General features: G+C 33.1%; 16 protein-coding genes. 12 read left to right on the top strand and 4 right to left on the bottom strand.

Annotation, left to right across the window (positions count from 1 at the left end; all coding sequences use genetic code 11):
- Positions 1-340 precede the first annotated feature (340 nt).
- A complete protein-coding gene (locus ACP7BU_RS12355; protein WP_425880056.1) occupies positions 341-1,027 on the top strand; it encodes a sugar transferase in 687 nt (228 codons plus the stop codon).
- Positions 1,028-1,559: 532 nt separating this feature from the next.
- Here the strand turns inward: ACP7BU_RS12355 and ACP7BU_RS12350 are convergent.
- From ACP7BU_RS12350 to ACP7BU_RS12335, 4 genes are all read right to left on the bottom strand, one after another.
- Positions 1,560-2,996 carry a capsule assembly Wzi family protein gene (locus ACP7BU_RS12350; protein WP_224217118.1) on the bottom strand — a complete coding sequence of 479 codons (1,437 nt, stop codon included), beginning with the start codon at positions 2,994-2,996 and terminating at the stop codon, positions 1,560-1,562.
- Positions 2,997-3,138: 142 nt separating this feature from the next.
- Positions 3,139-5,322 (bottom strand): polysaccharide biosynthesis tyrosine autokinase, encoded by a 2,184-nt coding sequence (locus tag ACP7BU_RS12345; RefSeq protein WP_425880030.1) that lies wholly within the window; start codon positions 5,320-5,322, stop codon positions 3,139-3,141.
- A gap of 35 nt (positions 5,323-5,357) precedes the next feature.
- The gene (locus ACP7BU_RS12340) at positions 5,358-5,786 is read right to left on the bottom strand and encodes a low molecular weight protein-tyrosine-phosphatase (protein WP_425880029.1); all 429 of its coding nucleotides are present in this window, start codon (positions 5,784-5,786) and stop codon (positions 5,358-5,360) included.
- Complete coding sequence (locus tag ACP7BU_RS12335; protein ID WP_425880028.1) at positions 5,786-6,886, bottom strand: polysaccharide biosynthesis/export family protein; 1,101 nt, start codon at positions 6,884-6,886, stop codon at positions 5,786-5,788. The genes ACP7BU_RS12340 and ACP7BU_RS12335 overlap by 1 nt, the downstream gene beginning before the upstream one ends.
- Positions 6,887-7,315: 429 nt before the next feature.
- On the opposite strand from ACP7BU_RS12335, the gene pseB reads away from it, so the two are divergent.
- From pseB to ACP7BU_RS12280, 11 genes are read left to right on the top strand one after another with little or no spacing between them, the layout of a single operon-like run.
- The gene (gene pseB / locus ACP7BU_RS12330; RefSeq protein WP_425880027.1) at positions 7,316-8,314 is read left to right on the top strand and encodes a UDP-N-acetylglucosamine 4,6-dehydratase (inverting); all 999 of its coding nucleotides are present in this window, start codon (positions 7,316-7,318) and stop codon (positions 8,312-8,314) included.
- A 1-nt stretch (position 8,315) separates the two neighbouring features.
- A complete protein-coding gene (pseC, locus tag ACP7BU_RS12325; RefSeq protein ID WP_425880026.1) occupies positions 8,316-9,476 on the top strand; it encodes a UDP-4-amino-4,6-dideoxy-N-acetyl-beta-L-altrosamine transaminase in 1,161 nt (386 codons plus the stop codon).
- A gap of 2 nt (positions 9,477-9,478) precedes the next feature.
- A complete protein-coding gene (gene pseF, locus ACP7BU_RS12320; RefSeq protein ID WP_425880025.1) occupies positions 9,479-10,171 on the top strand; it encodes a pseudaminic acid cytidylyltransferase in 693 nt (230 codons plus the stop codon).
- The gene (gene pseG, locus ACP7BU_RS12315) at positions 10,144-11,271 is read left to right on the top strand and encodes a UDP-2,4-diacetamido-2,4,6-trideoxy-beta-L-altropyranose hydrolase (RefSeq protein WP_425880024.1); all 1,128 of its coding nucleotides are present in this window, start codon (positions 10,144-10,146) and stop codon (positions 11,269-11,271) included. Before pseF ends, pseG begins: the two co-directional genes overlap by 28 nt.
- The gene (gene pseH / locus ACP7BU_RS12310; RefSeq protein WP_425880023.1) at positions 11,264-12,187 is read left to right on the top strand and encodes a UDP-4-amino-4,6-dideoxy-N-acetyl-beta-L-altrosamine N-acetyltransferase; all 924 of its coding nucleotides are present in this window, start codon (positions 11,264-11,266) and stop codon (positions 12,185-12,187) included. The genes pseG and pseH overlap by 8 nt, the downstream gene beginning before the upstream one ends.
- Positions 12,177-13,214 (top strand): pseudaminic acid synthase, encoded by a 1,038-nt coding sequence (gene pseI, locus ACP7BU_RS12305; protein ID WP_425880022.1) that lies wholly within the window; start codon positions 12,177-12,179, stop codon positions 13,212-13,214. The genes pseH and pseI overlap by 11 nt, the downstream gene beginning before the upstream one ends.
- Positions 13,214-14,239, top strand: coding sequence for a glycosyltransferase family 2 protein (locus tag ACP7BU_RS12300; RefSeq protein ID WP_425880021.1), 1,026 nt, complete (start codon positions 13,214-13,216; stop codon positions 14,237-14,239). The genes pseI and ACP7BU_RS12300 overlap by 1 nt, the downstream gene beginning before the upstream one ends.
- Positions 14,239-15,432 carry an oligosaccharide flippase family protein gene (locus tag ACP7BU_RS12295; protein ID WP_425880020.1) on the top strand — a complete coding sequence of 398 codons (1,194 nt, stop codon included), beginning with the start codon at positions 14,239-14,241 and terminating at the stop codon, positions 15,430-15,432. Before ACP7BU_RS12300 ends, ACP7BU_RS12295 begins: the two co-directional genes overlap by 1 nt.
- Positions 15,422-16,384: a glycosyltransferase family 52 gene (locus ACP7BU_RS12290; protein WP_129716935.1), complete on the top strand. Its 963-nt coding sequence runs from the start codon at positions 15,422-15,424 to the stop codon at positions 16,382-16,384. Before ACP7BU_RS12295 ends, ACP7BU_RS12290 begins: the two co-directional genes overlap by 11 nt.
- Positions 16,377-17,453, top strand: a complete 1,077-nt coding sequence (locus tag ACP7BU_RS12285; RefSeq protein ID WP_425880019.1) for a hypothetical protein — start codon at positions 16,377-16,379, stop codon at positions 17,451-17,453. The genes ACP7BU_RS12290 and ACP7BU_RS12285 overlap by 8 nt, the downstream gene beginning before the upstream one ends.
- A complete protein-coding gene (locus ACP7BU_RS12280; protein ID WP_425880018.1) occupies positions 17,454-18,497 on the top strand; it encodes a glycosyltransferase in 1,044 nt (347 codons plus the stop codon). It begins immediately after the preceding gene.
- Positions 18,498-18,524: the final 27 nt, after the last annotated feature.

The following is an 18,524-nucleotide window of genomic DNA, read 5'->3' as shown; positions in this document are numbered from 1 at the left end:
TATTTTTTGGTTGGTAGCCTTTACCTAAAATATACCTCTACTTAAAAAATAACACTCTTGATATGATTGAAAAAAAATAGACATATCGAGGTGTTTATTAATGAATCTAAAAAAATATAAAAATAAAATCAAAAAAAATCAAGAAAGTAATATTTTAATATATAAACCTTTGTTTGATGAGAAAAATAATATTTTATTAAAAAGATATTCAGAAAATAAGGGTGAATATAGAAGTAAAATAATACAATTTTCTTCAGAAAAAGATCGATCAAATAAAATGAATAAAAAAAAATTTAGGTATTTTATGCATAAAGGTAATTTAATTTTAAGAAATTCTTTAATACCTCAAGTACATTTTTATTCCTTTGCTTATTTATTTGAAGGTAAAGAAGATGTATCTAAGCGATTAATTGATATAGTTATTGCATTAATGGCTTTAATTATATTATTTCCAATTTTTATTATAGTGGCTTATAAGGTTCAAAAAAATTTAGGTTCTCCAATTTTCTTTTATCAAGAAAGACCGGGTAAAAATGGTAAATTATTTAAAATGATTAAATTTCGTTCTATGAGGAATGCAATAGATAAGGATGGTAATCCTTTACCTGATAAACTTCGCATCACTTCATTTGGAAAAAAATTACGTTCTACTAGTTTAGATGAAATGCCTCAGCTGATTAATGTTTTAAAAGGAGATATGAGTATTGTCGGACCTCGACCTCAAATGAAAGAGTTTCTTCAACATTATACTGAAGAACAAATGAGACGACATGAAGTAAAACCTGGTATGACAGGACTTGCTCAGGTCAGTGGACGTAATAATTTATCTTGGGAAGAAAAATTTGAATTAGATGTGCAATATGTTGAACGGTATAATATATGGCTTGATTTTAAAATTATGTTTAAAACGGCTAAAGTGATGTTGAGTCAAGAGGGAGTCAATGCTCCTGATCAGGAAGTCGGTGCTGCGCGCTTTTCAAAAAAAAGCATTCATGACACTAGTTTATTTACAAAAGAGGTGAAATAACACCAAGTATGCATAAATAAGACTTTCACGAAAGCTAAATGCGGAGTACTACAAGATTATATGTAGACTATTAATATTGAGCATAGGCGAGTATTAGCACAATGCACCTATGGCTATCAACTACAGGTATCGAATGAGATACGAGTAAAAAACTGAATGTTAGATTGACAGTTCTACAAAAATAGTAAGTGTATGAAAAGTGGTTTGAGATCAATGTGACACTCAGGCTAGAAAATTGATGCTGACGCAAGTGATTAATAAAAGGTATAGTCAGTCCTGAGCTACTGAGCCATATATTAGTTGATAAGTATGGTGATTATTGACCCTTCTCTCATAAGTAGCTGATTTATCAGCGGGCTGGGGTCAATCACCTTTTTAAAGACTGGTTCAGTCGGTGTAGGGCAGCTCGATGCATTATCGGATACTCAATAAAAAACCAGCAAGCGCTAGTTTTTTATTTTCAGTTTCATCAGTATTTTGGGAGCTATGGGAAAGTTGTCGCTACCACCCGTACTTGAGTGTTGAATAGGTCTTAATAGGAAAATAAGCCCTTTTCTAAGGGGAATTCGATACCAATTGATACACCGCCATCGTTACCATGTACCTTAGAGTCACCCACCCACCCATTCAGTTTAAGTGGAATGTCTGGGCGTAGATAATGTGTCCAGGTTAGATCTAGCGCTTTTAATTCATCTTGCTGCGGAAACGCCAGATTAGTGGCTCGATTGGATTCATTTAGTTTGGCTAATAATACCCGTGCATTGAGTCGATTTAAAGAATCAAAACGAATATCACCGCCAATAGATATCATTTGTCCATCACCTCCTATAGCATGCGCTAGAGGATAGCCATGTTGGTAAAAACCATCTGTATATACACTATGATTATAGGAAATGCCCTGTACCTTGCCATTGGTACGCGTGTCTGCCCATTCGGTATACAGTTGGAAAGGCATATTGTTATAACTTGATGAATAATCGACTCCAGCCAAATACATTTTTTTGGCCGGCAAGCCGCCTGCTTCATCTTCACCAACATATTGCGCATAGATACCCATCGGGACTTGCACGAGGGGATGTAGATTTAAGCGTGCATCAAAACCAGCAATTTGATTTGACGGATTAATGGTGTCGCCATATACATTATCTTTACCAATTAATGCATCCCAAAATGAGTCAAAATTTTCAGGTCTTCCTTCACCACCCCATTGAATAGCACGTGATGCACCAAGCTCCAAAGAGGGTAAAGGTTGTGCAGTGACACGTAAGCCAATCAGTTTGGCATCAGGCACAGCATCGTAGTCATCCAGTTGTCCGGCAAAAGCTTGATATTGCCAAGGTCCAATCCAGGCCAACCATTTGTTTGCAAAGGCATTCTGTTCGGCACGCTGCATCGTCATGCCATAGACAGGGCGGTTGGCATCACCACGAATTAAACTGCCATCATGTGCAGGACCCCAGTAGGTTGGGATCTGTCCAGCAATCAGCCATTGATTCCATAATTTTCCAGCGATATATGAGCCTTCAAGATTAAGATCTTGATCATTGTCAATCTGTAGATCTTTTTCTGCGTTCACACGAATTCTGGCATCCCAGTTCTCGTTACCCGCATTTAGCTCGATGCCTATCTGGTATTGCGCTTTTTGCTGATCGCCAAAGGCTTGAGGAATATTCTTTTGATCAGTTTCTGCAAATAAGGATGCTTTGAGCAACTGGTTATTGGCATTCAAATGTGTCAATACAGTATCAATTACTTTTTGCTGAGTATTATTGTTGATTTTAGCTTGGGCAAGAGCACGTTGAATTTCATCACCACTCATTGGCCAAGTGGAAGTACTGATTTGAATCACACCCTGCTGATTAAGCCAGTTTAAATCGGTACGTAAGTTTTGGTCATTTAAAGCGATGCCTTGTGCAAAGGCGAGGGAAGAATTTAATGCCAAGGTAGCGAGCAGTGTTTTGGATAACATTCTTGTATATTCTCAGGACTTTTAAACTATAACCACGATAGGTTTTTTAGTTGATTTTTTCAACAATCATTTGCAATAAATGTAAGGAAGGATAATTTCACACCCTGCTCAAACAGAGTGTGAAATTTGAGTTTAGAATAGATTAGTCATTATCTTTATGTGCAGTATAAGCATAGGCATAATTATAACCATAACTACCAGCAGAGCCTTTTTGTACGTCATTTAGAATAACACCATTAACTTTTACATTAGCTTGTTCAAAACGATTGACAGTAATTTCAAGTTCTTTAATTTGGGTTTTTCCATGACGTGCAATCAATAAATTAACGCCTGCGTATTGTGCAATAATAATACCATCTGTCACGGCAAGGACTGGTGGAGTATCAATCAAGATATGATCAAAAGAGGCTGATGCCTGATCTAAAAATGCTTTAAATTGATCTGTGCTCAAAAGTTCAGAAGGGTTGACTGGGCTTTTGCCTCGAGTAACAAAGAACAGGTTCTCTACAGTAGAGTTTTGTACTACATCTGCATAGCTATTTTGGTGATTCAATAGTTCTGCTAAACCTGGTTGTACCTCTGCATTGAAATACTTATGTAAATAACCTCGACGCATATCACCATCAATCACTAATACTCGTTTTCCGCCTTGCGCTAAAATAGTTGCCAAGTTAGTGGTAATAAACGATTTACCAATTTCCGGAGCAGGGCCCGAAATAGCAATTACATTATTATTGGCATTCATGAGGGCAAAATGAATCGCTGTTCGCATACTACGTAAGCTTTCAATTGCAATATCACTGCTATCTTTAACTGCAAGAATAGGAATATTCTTTTTCTTTTTTAATAATTTAATACGACTTTCTTGAATAACGGAGCGCGGTACAGTGGCATAGACAGGAAGATCCAACTCATTTTCGATCTGAGCCGCATCTTTAATACCTGAGCGCATCATATTACGTAACAATGCCAGCAATGTTCCTAAGAAACCACCAAGGAAAATTGCTAAAATCAGAATCTGTAATTTCTTTGGTTTAATTGGTTCAATGGGTTCAACCGCAGTATCGACAATACGGACATTACCAATTTCACCTGCTTTAGCAATTCGAAGTTGTTGATACGAATTGAGCAAACCTGTATACAATTGTTGCTTCACTTCGACTTCACGGAAAAATTGTAAGTACTGACGTTGTAATTCAGGTAAACGTTTTAAAGTCCCATTTAGTTCAGCAATTTTTTGATTGATTGCACTGAGTTGCGCATTCATTTGCTGCATCATTGGATGTTCGCCGGTATATTTAGCTGAAGCTTCTGCAACTAGCTGTTCCAGTTCTGCTTTTTTTGTTTCTAAAGTGATGCTCTGAGTTAAGTATAATTCCGATTCTTTAGTCACATCTACAGTATTATATTGCTGACGAAAACGGTTAAATTCACGCTCTGCAACATCGAGTTGTTGTTTGAGTTCAGGTAATTGATCTTCTAAAAACTTAAGTGTTTGAGCCGTCTCTGCTGAACGACGTTCAATATTCTGCTGGCTATAAGCAGCTAAAATTGCATTCAAAACTTCAGTAATATGTTGTTTGTCATTGCCTTGATAGTTTAATCCCAGCACACCACTCATCTTACCTTTTTCAGCGACTGAGTAATTGGCGGTTAAAGATTGCATCGCAGCAGGTAGGCTTTGCTTTTGTATATTATAAACGGCATCAAAACTGTCTTGACTAAAAATACCTACTTTCCAGAGGCCATATTCAGATGAGGATTGACTTACTTGATTTAGGGGAGCAGAAAAAACTACTTGTTCTGTGATCGCATCAGTCAGGCTATATTTGCCTGGCTCAAAGCTTAAAATTAAGTTTTTATCTTGGAAGTATTGAGGAATATCGAATTGGCGAATATCAAAACTGTTTTGATTATCTTTAAATAATACAGATTTTTCTGAATACTCGGTGGCGTATTGATGGTTGGCCATTAACCGGTTCCAGAAGCTATCCTCTATACCAGATACACGAATATTTAAATTTAAATGATTGATGACCTCGCCCAATACCAAACGTGATTTCAGAATTTCAATTTCGGCTTGAGCAGGGGATTTTTGGTCGATCATACCTGATAAATCCCCTAACAATGCAGCGGAAGTACCTTTACTGTCTTCGACTTGTACCATGGCATCTACTGCATAAGTATCCGGTGTGGTTCTTAAATACAGTAAGGCACAAATCAGACTTAAAATAATGCACAATGCAATAAGTTTCCATTGCGCAATTAAAGAAAAAAATAATTCTTTTAAATCAATGGTGTCTTCGGTGTTGGCGGTTTGGCTCATAATTTACATATCAAAAAGTGAAAATATTAAAAAACTTAAATATATTTTTTCCAGTCAGCAATACAGGCTTGAATCAACTGGCAGGTCTCATCAAAGAATGCTTGATCATGTTGATAAGGATCGGCAACATTTGTACTCTGCCAATGACCTAATCTAAACGTTTTACCTTTGGCAAAAGGCCAGGTTTGTTCTATATGCTTTTGCTGATTTTGACTCATCACAAGAACTAGGTCAGCTTTTTTGATCAGTTCAGCATCTAGTTTTTTCGCAATATGTGGACTCATATCAATCCCAAAACGTTGCATGCATAGGCTGGCTTTTCCATCAGCTGCATGACCGACTAAACCGGAAATACCCGCAGATTCTATCTCTAAATGAGGATATTCCTGTTTTAAAAAGTATTCTGCCATAGGACTACGGCAAATATTGCCAATGCAAACCACCAAAATATTTTTAATTCTCATTAGTTCCCCAAACGTTCAAAATTATATAAAGCATTTGAGAATGGAATAATCTGATTCACTACACGTTGCCAGCGTGCCAAACCAGATGCATCCACATAAACAATATCATTACTGCGCATTTTAAACTGATTAGCGAGACCGAAATCGGCAATACTGGTCAAGTCCATCTGGTAGACTTCAGTGTGAAGTGCATTTGGTTGACTTCTTACAATATAAACTTTACTCCGACTGGCAGAAAGTGGATTTAAGCCCAAACTTTCTCCTAGTACATCACTCAGACTCATGCCTTGATCACGTATGGGTAATGACTGATTTTTGCCAGATTCACCCATAACATAAATTTTTTGATTTTCGCGATTATTGACATATAAGGTGTCATTGGGCTGAATCAGCAGATTATGGAGTGAGAGGCCAGCTTTTTCTAGCTCTACAGTGTTCAGACTATATGAGCGTCCTTGGCGTACTAATGTGATAGAAGCATTATCACCCTGCTCTGCATTTACACCGCCTGCCATCCCTAAAGCAGTATAAACACTAACAGGTTGATCGCTTAAATAGAATTGACCGCCTTTCAGAACTTTACCTTGAACCGAATAACGTTGACCTTGATAAGATAGTACTCGTGCGATCACATCCGGATTTTTTAGGTAACGTGATAGTTGACTACGTAATTCACGGTTGACCTGGGTCAGTGATTTTCCTGCGGCTTTATAACGGCCAATAATTGGAAACTGAATATAACCTTCGGAATCGATTTGGAAACCATTCGCTTGAGCAGACTGCTCACTACTAATATTCGTTGGAGATGTGAGTTCTGGATAAGCCCACAAATAAATAGATAAAATATCCCCTGAACTTAGACTGTAGTTACGATGCTGCGCACTAAAAAGATGGGCATATTCTTGTTGAATATTCTGTACGGCAGGCTGAACAGCCATAATAGAATCTTGAGTAAGTTTTATGACATTCACTGTAGTGCCAAGGTCGGTTTGAAAAACGCCTTCGCTAGGTAAGTCGTAGGTTTGTAAACCAGAGGTGACCGCACATCCTGTGGTAGCAATACCGCCTGCCAATAAAAGAATTAATTGAAAATGTCGCACATGTTTTCCCAAATATTAATTTTTAAATTCATTTTAAAATGAGGCTATTCTACCTAAGTTATAGGTTATATACATAGCAATTTGTAACGATGTTCGAACTTTACAAGATAGAAAATTGATGCCCTCAAAAAAGCATAAGCTATTTAAGAATTATAAATAAAATATTAAATTTTCACAAAAAATATACACTACGCTATTTTTTAGTAAATGTGAGCACAAATCATAATAGAAACTTCATAATTTTCTGCTAGTATCCCTGCCGACAGATCTTTTACAAAAAATTATTTATTGTGAAATTCAGTATAAGTGACTTATTTATTACAAATAGTCTATATCTAACGGACATGTACTTTTTTAAAAGTAGATTAGAATTTAGAATATTAATCTTATACCTAGTAGATTTTAAACCCAGGTTTCTCAGAGGAACAAATGCTAACTAACTCGACAATCCTTATAACCGGTGGCACTGGTTCTTTCGGTAACACTTTTGTGCCGATGACGCTTGCAAAATATAATCCTAAAAAAATCATCATTTTCTCTCGTGATGAAATGAAACAGTGGGATATGGCTAAAAAGTTCCAAGGTGATGATCGTGTTAGATTTTTTATTGGTGATGTGCGTGATAAAGAGCGTCTTTATCGTGCACTAGATGGGGTTGATTACGTCGTACATGCAGCAGCCACTAAAATTGTTCCAACAGCAGAATATAATCCTTTTGAATGTGTAAAAACTAATATTAATGGTGCGATGAACCTCATCGATGCTTGTATTGATAAGGGTGTAAAAGGTGTTGTAGCGCTTTCAACAGATAAGGCGAGCAGTCCAATTAACCTGTATGGAGCGACTAAACTAGCTTCTGATAAATTATTTGTTGCTGGTAATTCCTACTCTGGTGAGCATGGTACTAAGTTCTCAGTCGTGCGTTATGGAAATGTGATGGGCTCTCGTGGTTCTGTAATCCCATTCTTTTTGTCAATTAAAGATAGTGGTGTATTACCTATTACTGATGAACGTATGACTCGTTTTATGATTTCATTAGAACATGCTGTGGATTTGGTTTGGCATGCTTTTGACGACATGGTAGGTGGAGAGATTTATGTTAAAAAAATTCCATCTATGAAAATGACAGACTTGGCTCGCGTTGTTGCGCCTGAAGCCAAGCAAGAAGTGATTGGTATTCGTCCTGGTGAAAAGCTGCATGAGCAAATGATTAGTGCTGAAGATGCTTACTACACCTATGAGTATCCAGAACACTTCAAAATTCTTCCTACAATTAATCAGTGGGCAACTTGTCCAAAACGTATTAAAGACGGTAAGAAAGTACCTGAAGGCTTTGTGTATGCGAGTGATAATAATACTGAGTGGATGAGCGATGCTGAACTACAAGATTGGATACAAGCTAATCGTGAAAAAATAGGAAATATCTAAAATGTTTATCCCATATGGCAAGCAAAATATAAACCAGCAAGATATTGATGCAGTAGTCAGTGTTCTTCAGTCAGATTTTCTTACACAAGGCCCACAAGTTCCTTTATTTGAAAAAACAGTTGCCGATTATGTTGGTACAGAATATGCATTGGCAGTAAATAGTGCAACTTCTGCTTTACATATCGCTTGCTTGGCATTGGGATTGCAAAAAGGAGATGTATTGTGGACATCTCCTATTACTTTTGTGGCTTCTGCGAATTGTGCACTTTATTGTGGTGCAGACGTTGATTTTGTAGATATTGATGCACAGACTTATAATATGTCTGTAGATGCATTACAGCAAAAATTAGTACAAGCTAAATTAGAAAATAAGTTACCTAAAATAGTGATTCCTGTTCATTTGTGTGGACAATCATGCGATATGGCAAAAATCTATGCTTTATCTAAAGAATATGGGTTTCATATTATTGAAGATGCATCTCATGCGATTGGTGGAAAATACCAGTCTGAGTTTATAGGTGCATGTAAATATTCTGATATTACAGTTTTTAGTTTCCATCCTGTAAAAATTGTGACCACTGCAGAAGGTGGTATGGCATTAACCAATAATGCAATCTTGGCACAAAAAATGGAATTATTAAGAAGCCATGGTGTTACCCGCAATACAGCATTAATGAGTAAAGAGACTGAAGGGCCGTGGTATTACCAACAAGTAGAATTAGGCTTTAATTATCGTATGACGGAGTTACAGGCGGCTTTGGGAGTATCTCAAATGCATCGATTAACTCAATTTGTAGAAAAGCGTCATACAATTTCAAAAAGATATAATGAAGTTTTGAAAGATCTGCCTGTCATTTTACCTTACCAGATTCCTGAAAGTTATTCAGGTTTGCACTTATATGTGATTCGTCTGAAGTTGGGTGAGCTTAAAGCATCACGTAAACAAGTTTTTGAAGCATTACGTGCCAAAGGTATTGGTGTAAATGTTCACTACATTCCTGTGCATACGCAGCCCTACTATGAAAATCTAGGTTTTAAATTTGGGGATTTTCCTGTAGCTGAAGCCTACTATGATTCAGCGATCAGCTTACCAATGTACCCCGATTTGACAGATGACCAGATTCAATACGTGTATGAGTCACTGAAAGAGGTTCTAGTATAACTATGCAGTTGGCTGTGATTCCTGCACGTGGTGGAAGTAAAAGAATACCGCGTAAAAATATAAAGATGTTTCATGGCCAACCTATGATTGCTTGGTCAGTTCAAGCAGCTATAGATAGTGGTTGTTTTGATGAGGTTTGGGTATCTACAGACGATGAGGAAATTGCGGCAGTTGCACAAGCTTATGGTGCAAAGGTGCCTTTTTTAAGACCTGCACATTTGTCTGATGACTTTGCAACCACTGCAGATGTGATGTCACATGCAGTAGAGGAGTTTGATAAGTTAAATCATACCTTGCCAGATTATATTTGCTGCTTATATGCGACTGCTCCGTTTGTGACCAAAGCAGACTTGGTGCAGGGGCTAGAAAAGATTAAAAATAATAGCGATTTGAATTATGTGTTTAGTGCAACAACTTACCCATTCCCAATTCAACGTGCAATAAAGCTGAATGCAGATGACACTGTGGAAATGTTTTCACCACAATATTTTAATGTACGCTCTCAAGACTTAGAAGAAGCCTGGCATGATGCTGGGCAGTTCTACTGGGGTACTGCGGGAGCTTGGTTTAATAAAGAGATGATTTTTGCCTCTCAATCTAGTGTTGTAGAGTTACCGCGTTTTAGAGTACAAGATATAGACACACAAGAAGACTGGGATCGTGCTGAATGGTTATTCAAAGCAATACAGCAATGAAAGTTGTCTTTCGGGTAGATGCCTCTATTCAAATGGGTACAGGGCATGTCATGCGGTGTTTGACTTTAGCTGATGCTTTGAAGAATCGGGGGGCGGAATGCTATTTTATTTGTCGTGAGCATTCTGGCAACTTGATTGGTCTAATTACCCAGCGAGGCTATCATGTTGATGCATTGCCTTATATGGATTTATCTCAAGAAGATAAGTTGCAAAACCTTAATGCTGATCTTGCGCATGCTTCTTGGCTAGGTGCAACACAAAAAGCAGATGCGAGTTTATGTACTCCTCTTATGGAAGCATTAAAGCCAGATTGGTTGATTGTTGATCATTATGCTTTGGATATACGCTGGGAACAAGTATTACGTCCATATTGCAAACGAGTAATGGTTATTGATGATTTAGCTGACCGTCAGCATGATTGTGATTTTTTAATTGACCAAAACTATCTGCCTTCATATGAACAACGATATGATAATTTAGTTCAAGCAACAACAAAAAAATTATTGGGGCCATCTTTTGTATTGTTAAGGGATGAGTTTTTAAATTTAAGAGAGAAAAAATTACAGCAAATGCCTAATATCGAGGCGCATATTTTGATTAATTTTGGAGGAATAGGAAACTATTCTTTATTATCAAAAGTTATTGAAGCAATTAATATTTTTAAAAAGCAATCTTTTTATATTGTTACAGGCGGGTTAGATCCGCATCTACTTTTAGAGTTAGAGAAATCTATTTCATATTCAAAAGTCAAGATTGTAGAAACAGCAGTAAATATGGCGGATATTATGTCTCAGAGCCAATATGCTATTGGTGCATGTGGTTCAACGGTTTGGGAGAGATTTTGTTTGGGGCTGAATTCAGGGTTGATAGAAATGGCTGAGAATCAGACACCACTTTTAAACTATCTGACTAAAATGAATTTGATTGATAATCTTGGTAATGTTAATTCTTTAACAACAGATGATATTTTAAAACTATTACAAAATCTAGATTTAACAGATGCAAAATATAGTCATAGAAAAACAGCAATAATGAGTTTGATAGATGGTAAAGGCACACAACGTGTGGTTGAGATGATTTTAGAGGTAGCAAATGTTTAAAGGAAATATCCGTTCAATTCAGCTTGCTGATGCAGAAATGATTTTGAAGTGGCGAAATCAAGATTCAGTACGATTAAACATGTATAACCACGAGATGATTGATTTAGATACTCATATGAAATGGTTTGCCTCAATTCTTAAAAGTGATAGCTGTCAATATTTTATTTATGAGCAAAATCAAAAACCATTAGGAGTGTTGTCTTTTTCTGAAATTGATAAAAAAAATAAAAAAGCGACTTGGGCATTTTACTCAGGTGATACTACTGTTAGAGGTATAGGCTCTGAAATGGAGCAACTCGCCTTAGATTATGCTTTTAATAAATTAGATTTAAATAAACTTTATTGTGAGGTTTTAGAGTTTAATACTACGGTTATTAGCTTTCATCGCAAGTTTGGATTTAAGGTTGAAGGGGTAAAAAGACAAGATTACTTAAGAGATGGTAAATATTATGATATTTATCAGTTATCCTTATTTAAAAGTGACTACTTGAAAACGAAAAATAATGATAAGTATTTGATAGAAAAAAATTATAATTGGAACTTTGAAGTTTCAGGGAATAAGATAGATAAGTTTGCTGAACTTTCAGGTGATAAGAATGCAGTACATTTAAGTAATGAGCGTGCAGTAACACTCGGTTTTTCAGAAAGAATTGTGCACGGAGCTTTAATTTTAGCTGAAATTTCAAAAATTGCAGCTATGGAGTTTCCTGCTCAAAATGCTATTTATTTATCTCAAAAAGTAGATTATAAAATGCCTGTTTATCCAGGTTTAGAGCTTGAAGGACGAGCGAAATTAAAAACTCAAATTGGTCGTTTTGTCATTATTGAATATAGTATTTTTCAAAATGAGAAATTAGTTATTTGGTGTGAGTCTGAGTTTTTACTAAGTAATGAGGCTTTAAAAAATGAAAATTAATAATAGAAAAATTGGAACTGATTTTCCTCCTTATATTATTGCTGAATTGTCTGCCAATCATAATGGTCGTTTAGAAACAGCGTTAAAAATTATAGAGCAGGCAAAAGTCTGTGGTGCAGATGCTGTTAAGCTACAAACTTATAAGGCTGATACCATTACCCTTAATAGTAAAAATGAAGAATTTATGATTCGTGGAGGGCTGTGGGATGGTCAGTCATTATATGAGCTTTATGAGAAAGCACATATGCCTTGGGAGTGGCATAAGCCTTTGTTTGATTATGCTCGTGACCTAGATATTACTATTTTTAGCTCTCCTTTTGATCGAACAGCGGTAGATTTACTGGAAGACCTAAATGCAGCTGCATATAAAATTGCATCTTTTGAAGCAGTAGATTTGCCATTAATTAAATATGTGGCTGCTACAGGTAAGCCAATGATTATTTCTACAGGTATGGCAGATAAAGAAGAAATTGCAGAAGCAGTACAAGCGGCCTATGATGGCGGGTGTAAAGAGTTGGCAATTTTACATTGTGTAAGTGGTTATCCTGCACCAGCAGAAGATTATAATTTAAGAACGATTCAGGATATGGCTTTAAGTTTTAATATTCCTGTTGGTTTGTCTGATCATACTTTAGATAATACAACTGCGATTGCCTCGGTTGTATTAGGTGCTTCTATTATAGAAAAGCATTTTACTTTAGATCGTAATGGCGGTGGGCCTGATGATAGTTTTTCATTAGAACCTGAAGATTTGAAACAATTATGTGTTGGTGCCAAAACAGCATGGCAGGCTTTAGGGCAGGTAGATTATGGTCGTAAATCTAGTGAGCAAGGCAATGCACAATTTAGACGTTCGCTTTATTTTGTGAAAGATATGAAAGTAGGCGATGTCATTGATGAAACTTGTATACGTAGCGTTCGCCCTGGTTTTGGTTTAGCACCTAAGTTTTTTGATGAAATTATTGGTAAAGTAGTTTTACGGGATGTGGTTGGTAATACACCAGTAAAGTGGGAAATTCTAAAGTAATGTTATTGTCAATAGTTATTCCTTTTTTTAATACTTTCGATAGAAGCGAGTCTTTACGTCATATCATTAAAAGAACATTAACTGAAAATAAAGATATAGAATTTATTTTAGTAAACGATGGTTCAGTTGATTCAACTTTTAGTAAGCTAATTAATTATTATAAAGAATTTAGTAAAAGTTCATGTTTGAAAATTATAGATCAAGAAAATAAAGGGCCGGGAGGTGCTAGAAACAATGGTCTAAAAAATGCGACAGGAAAATATATATGGTTTGTAGACTCAGATGATAACATAGATATATCAAATGCATATGAGCGATTAAAGCAAGCAATAGAACTTGATGTTAATTTTGACTTTATTGATTTTAATATTAGAGAAAATAATAAAATAACTAATTCAATGGGTAATGTGGAGTCTGGATATTACCCATCTTTTGAAAATAAATATTTGGATTTAGGGCGAATAGTAACTAAGATATTTTGTAGAGATGTTTTTATAATAAATAATGTTACTTATCCTGAAAAAGTTATATATGAAGATAATTATTTAATTTATATTTTGCCAATTTTTTTAAATAATTTTTTTAAGTTTAATGATGCAGTTTATGAGTATGTAGAAAATCAAAACTCTATAACTAGGCAGAAATTTAATAGAAAATATTATGATCGCCTACTAACTTCATATGAAGGGTTGGAAAACCACTATTATCTAAATAATAAAAAAATAGAAGAAGGTGTTTTAGTTAGATTCAATGAAATTTTTTATGAAAATACATTGCTTTATATTATTGGTGGTATTTTAAAAGGTGAAATTGATAAAAGGGAGTTAATGGAAGTAAAGAAAATTATAGAATGGTGTAATTTTTTAAAGAAAAAATATAACTTTAAATTTATTATTTCAAATAAGAGAAGTTTTAAAATTAAGATTTTATTTGAAATTATTTATATCTTATCAATTTTTTTTGGATCAAAAGATTGGTATTCATATTTTTTAAATTTAAATAAAGAAGAATGGAAAATTAAATAATGAGTGCTAGAAGCTCAATAGTTATTTATTTTTTTGGTGAAATGATTTCCAAAGGCTTACCATTTTTTTTTATACCATACTTAACTAGAAAACTAGGACCAGCTGGTTACGGTGAGTTAGCGTATGCTCTTACTATTATTGCCTTTGCGAGCATATTTATTAGTTTAGGGCAAGAGGCTGCAACTTTTAGCTATTATTATAAAAAGGGGAAAAAGGCATTACCATATTTAAGAACTTCTAGTATGATATTAATGTTTGCTCTAACTATTCTAGTTGCTATTTCATTATTTTTATTAAAAATAAAATATTGGTTTCTCTTAGCATCTATATCATCAGTTGCAATATTAATTAACTATCATATGGCAACTTTACAGGCTCAAAAAAAAGAATTTGAATATATATTAATTCAAATAAGTTCTGCTATTTTACTAATTATTTTTACGTTTTCATTTCTTGAATTAATGGACGGTGATAAAGTAAAGTTAAGATTAGATGCAATGCTATGGTCAAGTATTGTAGTTTTAATCCCAATTATTTTTTTCTTTATTAAGAATACCTATAAGTTTGTAAATTTAAAAAAGATAAAATTATATAGTTTGTATTTATTAAGTTATGGTATCCCAATTTTCTTTCATTCGTTTTCTTTACTAATTAAAGGACAAATAGATAGGATTTTTATATATAAACAGTATGATGCTTTATCTTTAGGTGTCTTTTCTGCTGGAGTGCAGATAGCTGGTTTATTGACTATAATATTAGGAGTTCTTAATAAAGCATTGGTTCCAACGTATTATGAAAAATTAAAAAATAAAACTTTAAATGAGAGTAAAATCATAAAATTGGCTTTATACTCTTTGCCTTTGACTTTAATTCCTGGTGGATTGGCTTTTTTTATACCAGAAAGTGCTTATATTTGGTTTTTAGGGCAAGAATATAGTGGCTCTAAATATTTTACATATATGTATGTTTTTGGCATATCTTTGAATATACCTTATCTAATTTTAGTGAATTATTTTTTTTATCATGGTTATACAAAAAAATTGTCAAAATGTACGATTATCAGTACACTTATTTATATACTCTTTCTATGGTTATTTTCTGCAAAAAGTATTTTTTTAATACCATATGCTTTAATTTTTTCAAATATATTTTTGGTATTGATTTTATGGTGGTTTTTAAAAAATGAGAAATAATTTGATAATCTGTGTTACACCATTACAGATGCTAATTGCAGAAAAAATAATAGATTTATATCCAGACGATAATTATCATCTTTTAGTTATGTACTATGATGATAATGAAAAATATAATTATTATTATAAGAAGCTAAGTTCAAAATGTCTTGTCTCCTTTAGGTTAATAATGGAAAAAGAAAGTAAAATATATAGATTATATTATTTTTTTCAGTTAGTTAATTTGCTAAAAAATAAATTTGACTCTTTATATTATAATATCTATTTTGCAAGTGTGGATAGTTTTTTTATTCATTACATTTGTTCATCTATTAATTATAAAGATATTATTACATTTGACGATGGTGTGGCAAATATATATAAGAAAGGCTTGTATTATAAAAATAGAGATTATTCCTTGCTATTGCGATATTTAAGAATTTTTTTAGGTATCAGGTATAATTTAAAGGAAATAGTTTCTATTTCGGAAAAACACTATACCATATTTAATGGTGTAGAAAATATATGTAAAAATTCTGTTTTTTTACCTTTATTTATTTCTGATAAAGAGAGAGATAAAGAGTCCAAGGAATTTAGTATTTTTTTAGGTCAACCCTATTCTGAATATAATATTGGTAAAAATATTAATATAAATGCAATTCTTTCTAAAATAGGTGTTATAAACTACTTCCCTCATCCTCGTGAAAGAAATCTTCCGGAAGCTATTAATATAATAAATTCAAATCTTATTATTGAGGATTATGTAATTACACTATTAAATCAAGGTTATAATGTTAAGGTATACTCATTCTTGAGTACTGCACTTTTAAACTTGAATTCTATAGATAATGTTAGTGCATTTTTAATATACGATAAGCAATTATATGAAAAATATACAGACTTATATGAATTCTTTTTTAATTCAAATATTGAAACTTTGGATTTAGAAGGGGAGGCTTATTGTAATGGGTAACACGTTAGCATTAAAGGCTGCTATATTAATTTTATTTTCAATTTATATTTTTGTGGCAGGTTTTTCCTATACGGCTTTAGTGGTTAATGATGAGTTTGCATCTATTATATCTTTGTATACTAGAGTTTTTTTACTGGCTCTAATGCTTTTACTTATATTTTTGAAAGGGAGTTTGGGGAAAATAGAATTATATTTTTTAATATTTTCTGCATTTTTCTTAATTACGATGAATCCATTTCTTATAATTATGGCATTTATGATTTTACCAGGTATAATTTTTGCTGACTTTATTAATAATAAACAAGCAATAAAAATTACTATAGGTGCTTCAATTTTAAGTTTTTCTTCAATTTTTTTGCTTTCACATTTTAATATAATTGAGAGTAAGGTTTTAATGGATGATAGTGAATTTACGCTTTCAAATTTAAGGCAAACATATGGCTTTAATAATCCAAATGCTGCATCTATGTATATCGCTCAAATTCTAATGGTTTCCATCGTTTATAAAAATAAGTTATTAAGTTTTTTTATTTTTTTATTTTTTTTATGGTTGACTTTTTCCACAGGCTCAAGGACTCCTTTATATGCTGTTGTTTTTTTTATATTTTTAATTTACTTATCAAAATATAATTTCTTCCTCCCTTTTATAAGATATGGAGCTCTTATTTTTATTTGTATTATTCCTTTAATTATTATCTTTTTTATTGCTAATGGAATTTGGGTCTATTCTAATATTGATTTTAATCACTTACTAACTTATAGGCTAAGTATTGCTCAATCCCTATATTCAGAAGTTGGTGGATTATCATTACTTCCATCATACTCAAGTGAATTTGTTGATTCTGGCTATGCTAATATTCTATTAAATGGAGGTTTTCTAGTTTATTTATTATTTTTCATTTTTTCTTATCTATACTTAAAGATAGAAAATAATAGGTACTTTTTTTGTCTATTTGTTGTTTTTTTATTAATATTAATTTCTGAAACATTTATTACTGGAAACTTAATTTTTAGTATTTTGTTAATCTCACGGTCTATTTATCTGTTAAATAAAAGGTTGCCAATTTAAATGAAACCTATGAAAAAAGTTTACTTTTTAATTCTTTCATTAAAAGGGCGCTCAGGAACAGAGCGTGTAACTTGTCAACTAGCTAATATGTTAGATGATGCAGGTTACCAGATTGTAATTTTGAATCTGGATACTTGTAGAGAATTGGCGGCTTTTGATATAAATAAAAATATAGATGTACAGTATTTTAATGGATCTATTTTCAAACTTTTAAGGAAGATAAAATCTTTAAATCAAGAAGATATTCTTTTTATTCAAAATATGGAACGATTGTCTTTAATCACTCTTTTAGTTAATCCTAAATCTAAAAATATTTGTTTAGAACATGGAGTGTTTTTTACAAAATCTAAGCTTGGTAAATTTTTAACTAAATATTTATATTCACGATTAGATGCTCTCGTTACAATTACTTATGCTGATGCAAAAAATTATTTTAAATTTTTAGATGTTCAGAAAGTCCATACAATTTATAACTCAACTCCTTTTTCTCCTGAAACATTAACTTATAATTCTTTGTCAAAAAAAATTATAGCAGTTGGTCGTTTATCTCCAGAGAAAAATTTTTCTGATCTAGTTCACGCGTGGTCTTTAATTTATAGTAGATTTCCAGATTGGTCTTTAGATATTTACGGTAATGGGGATGAAGAATATAATTTGAAAAAACTTATTCAAGAACTGTCATTAAAGAATATCACTATTCATAAAAATATAAATGATATTGAAAATGTATATAAGAGTGCTTCTTTTTTAGTGCAAACTTCTAAGTTTGAGGGTTTAGGTATGGTTTTAATTGAGGCGCAATCATATGGTTTACCATTAGTTGCATATAATTGTCCATACGGCCCATCCGAGATTATTGTTAATGAAAAAAACGGGCTTTTAATACAAGATTATAATGTTAATGATTTGGTTAATGGGATTGAACAGTTAATTGTTAATTTAGAGCTAAGGGAAAATATGCATTTTTATGCTCTTAATTCTAATAAAAAATTTGATATAAATTTAATAAGTAATCAGTGGTTAAATTTATTTAATAATCTTTAATATTTATTTTCTAAGACTATTGAGTGC

Source organism: Acinetobacter sp. 40AMC3-4 (assembly GCF_049898185.1).
In the GTDB taxonomy this organism is placed as follows: domain Bacteria; phylum Pseudomonadota; class Gammaproteobacteria; order Pseudomonadales; family Moraxellaceae; genus Acinetobacter.
Note: the sequence above shows the minus strand (reverse complement) of the source record. Positions and strands in the feature narration are given on the sequence as shown.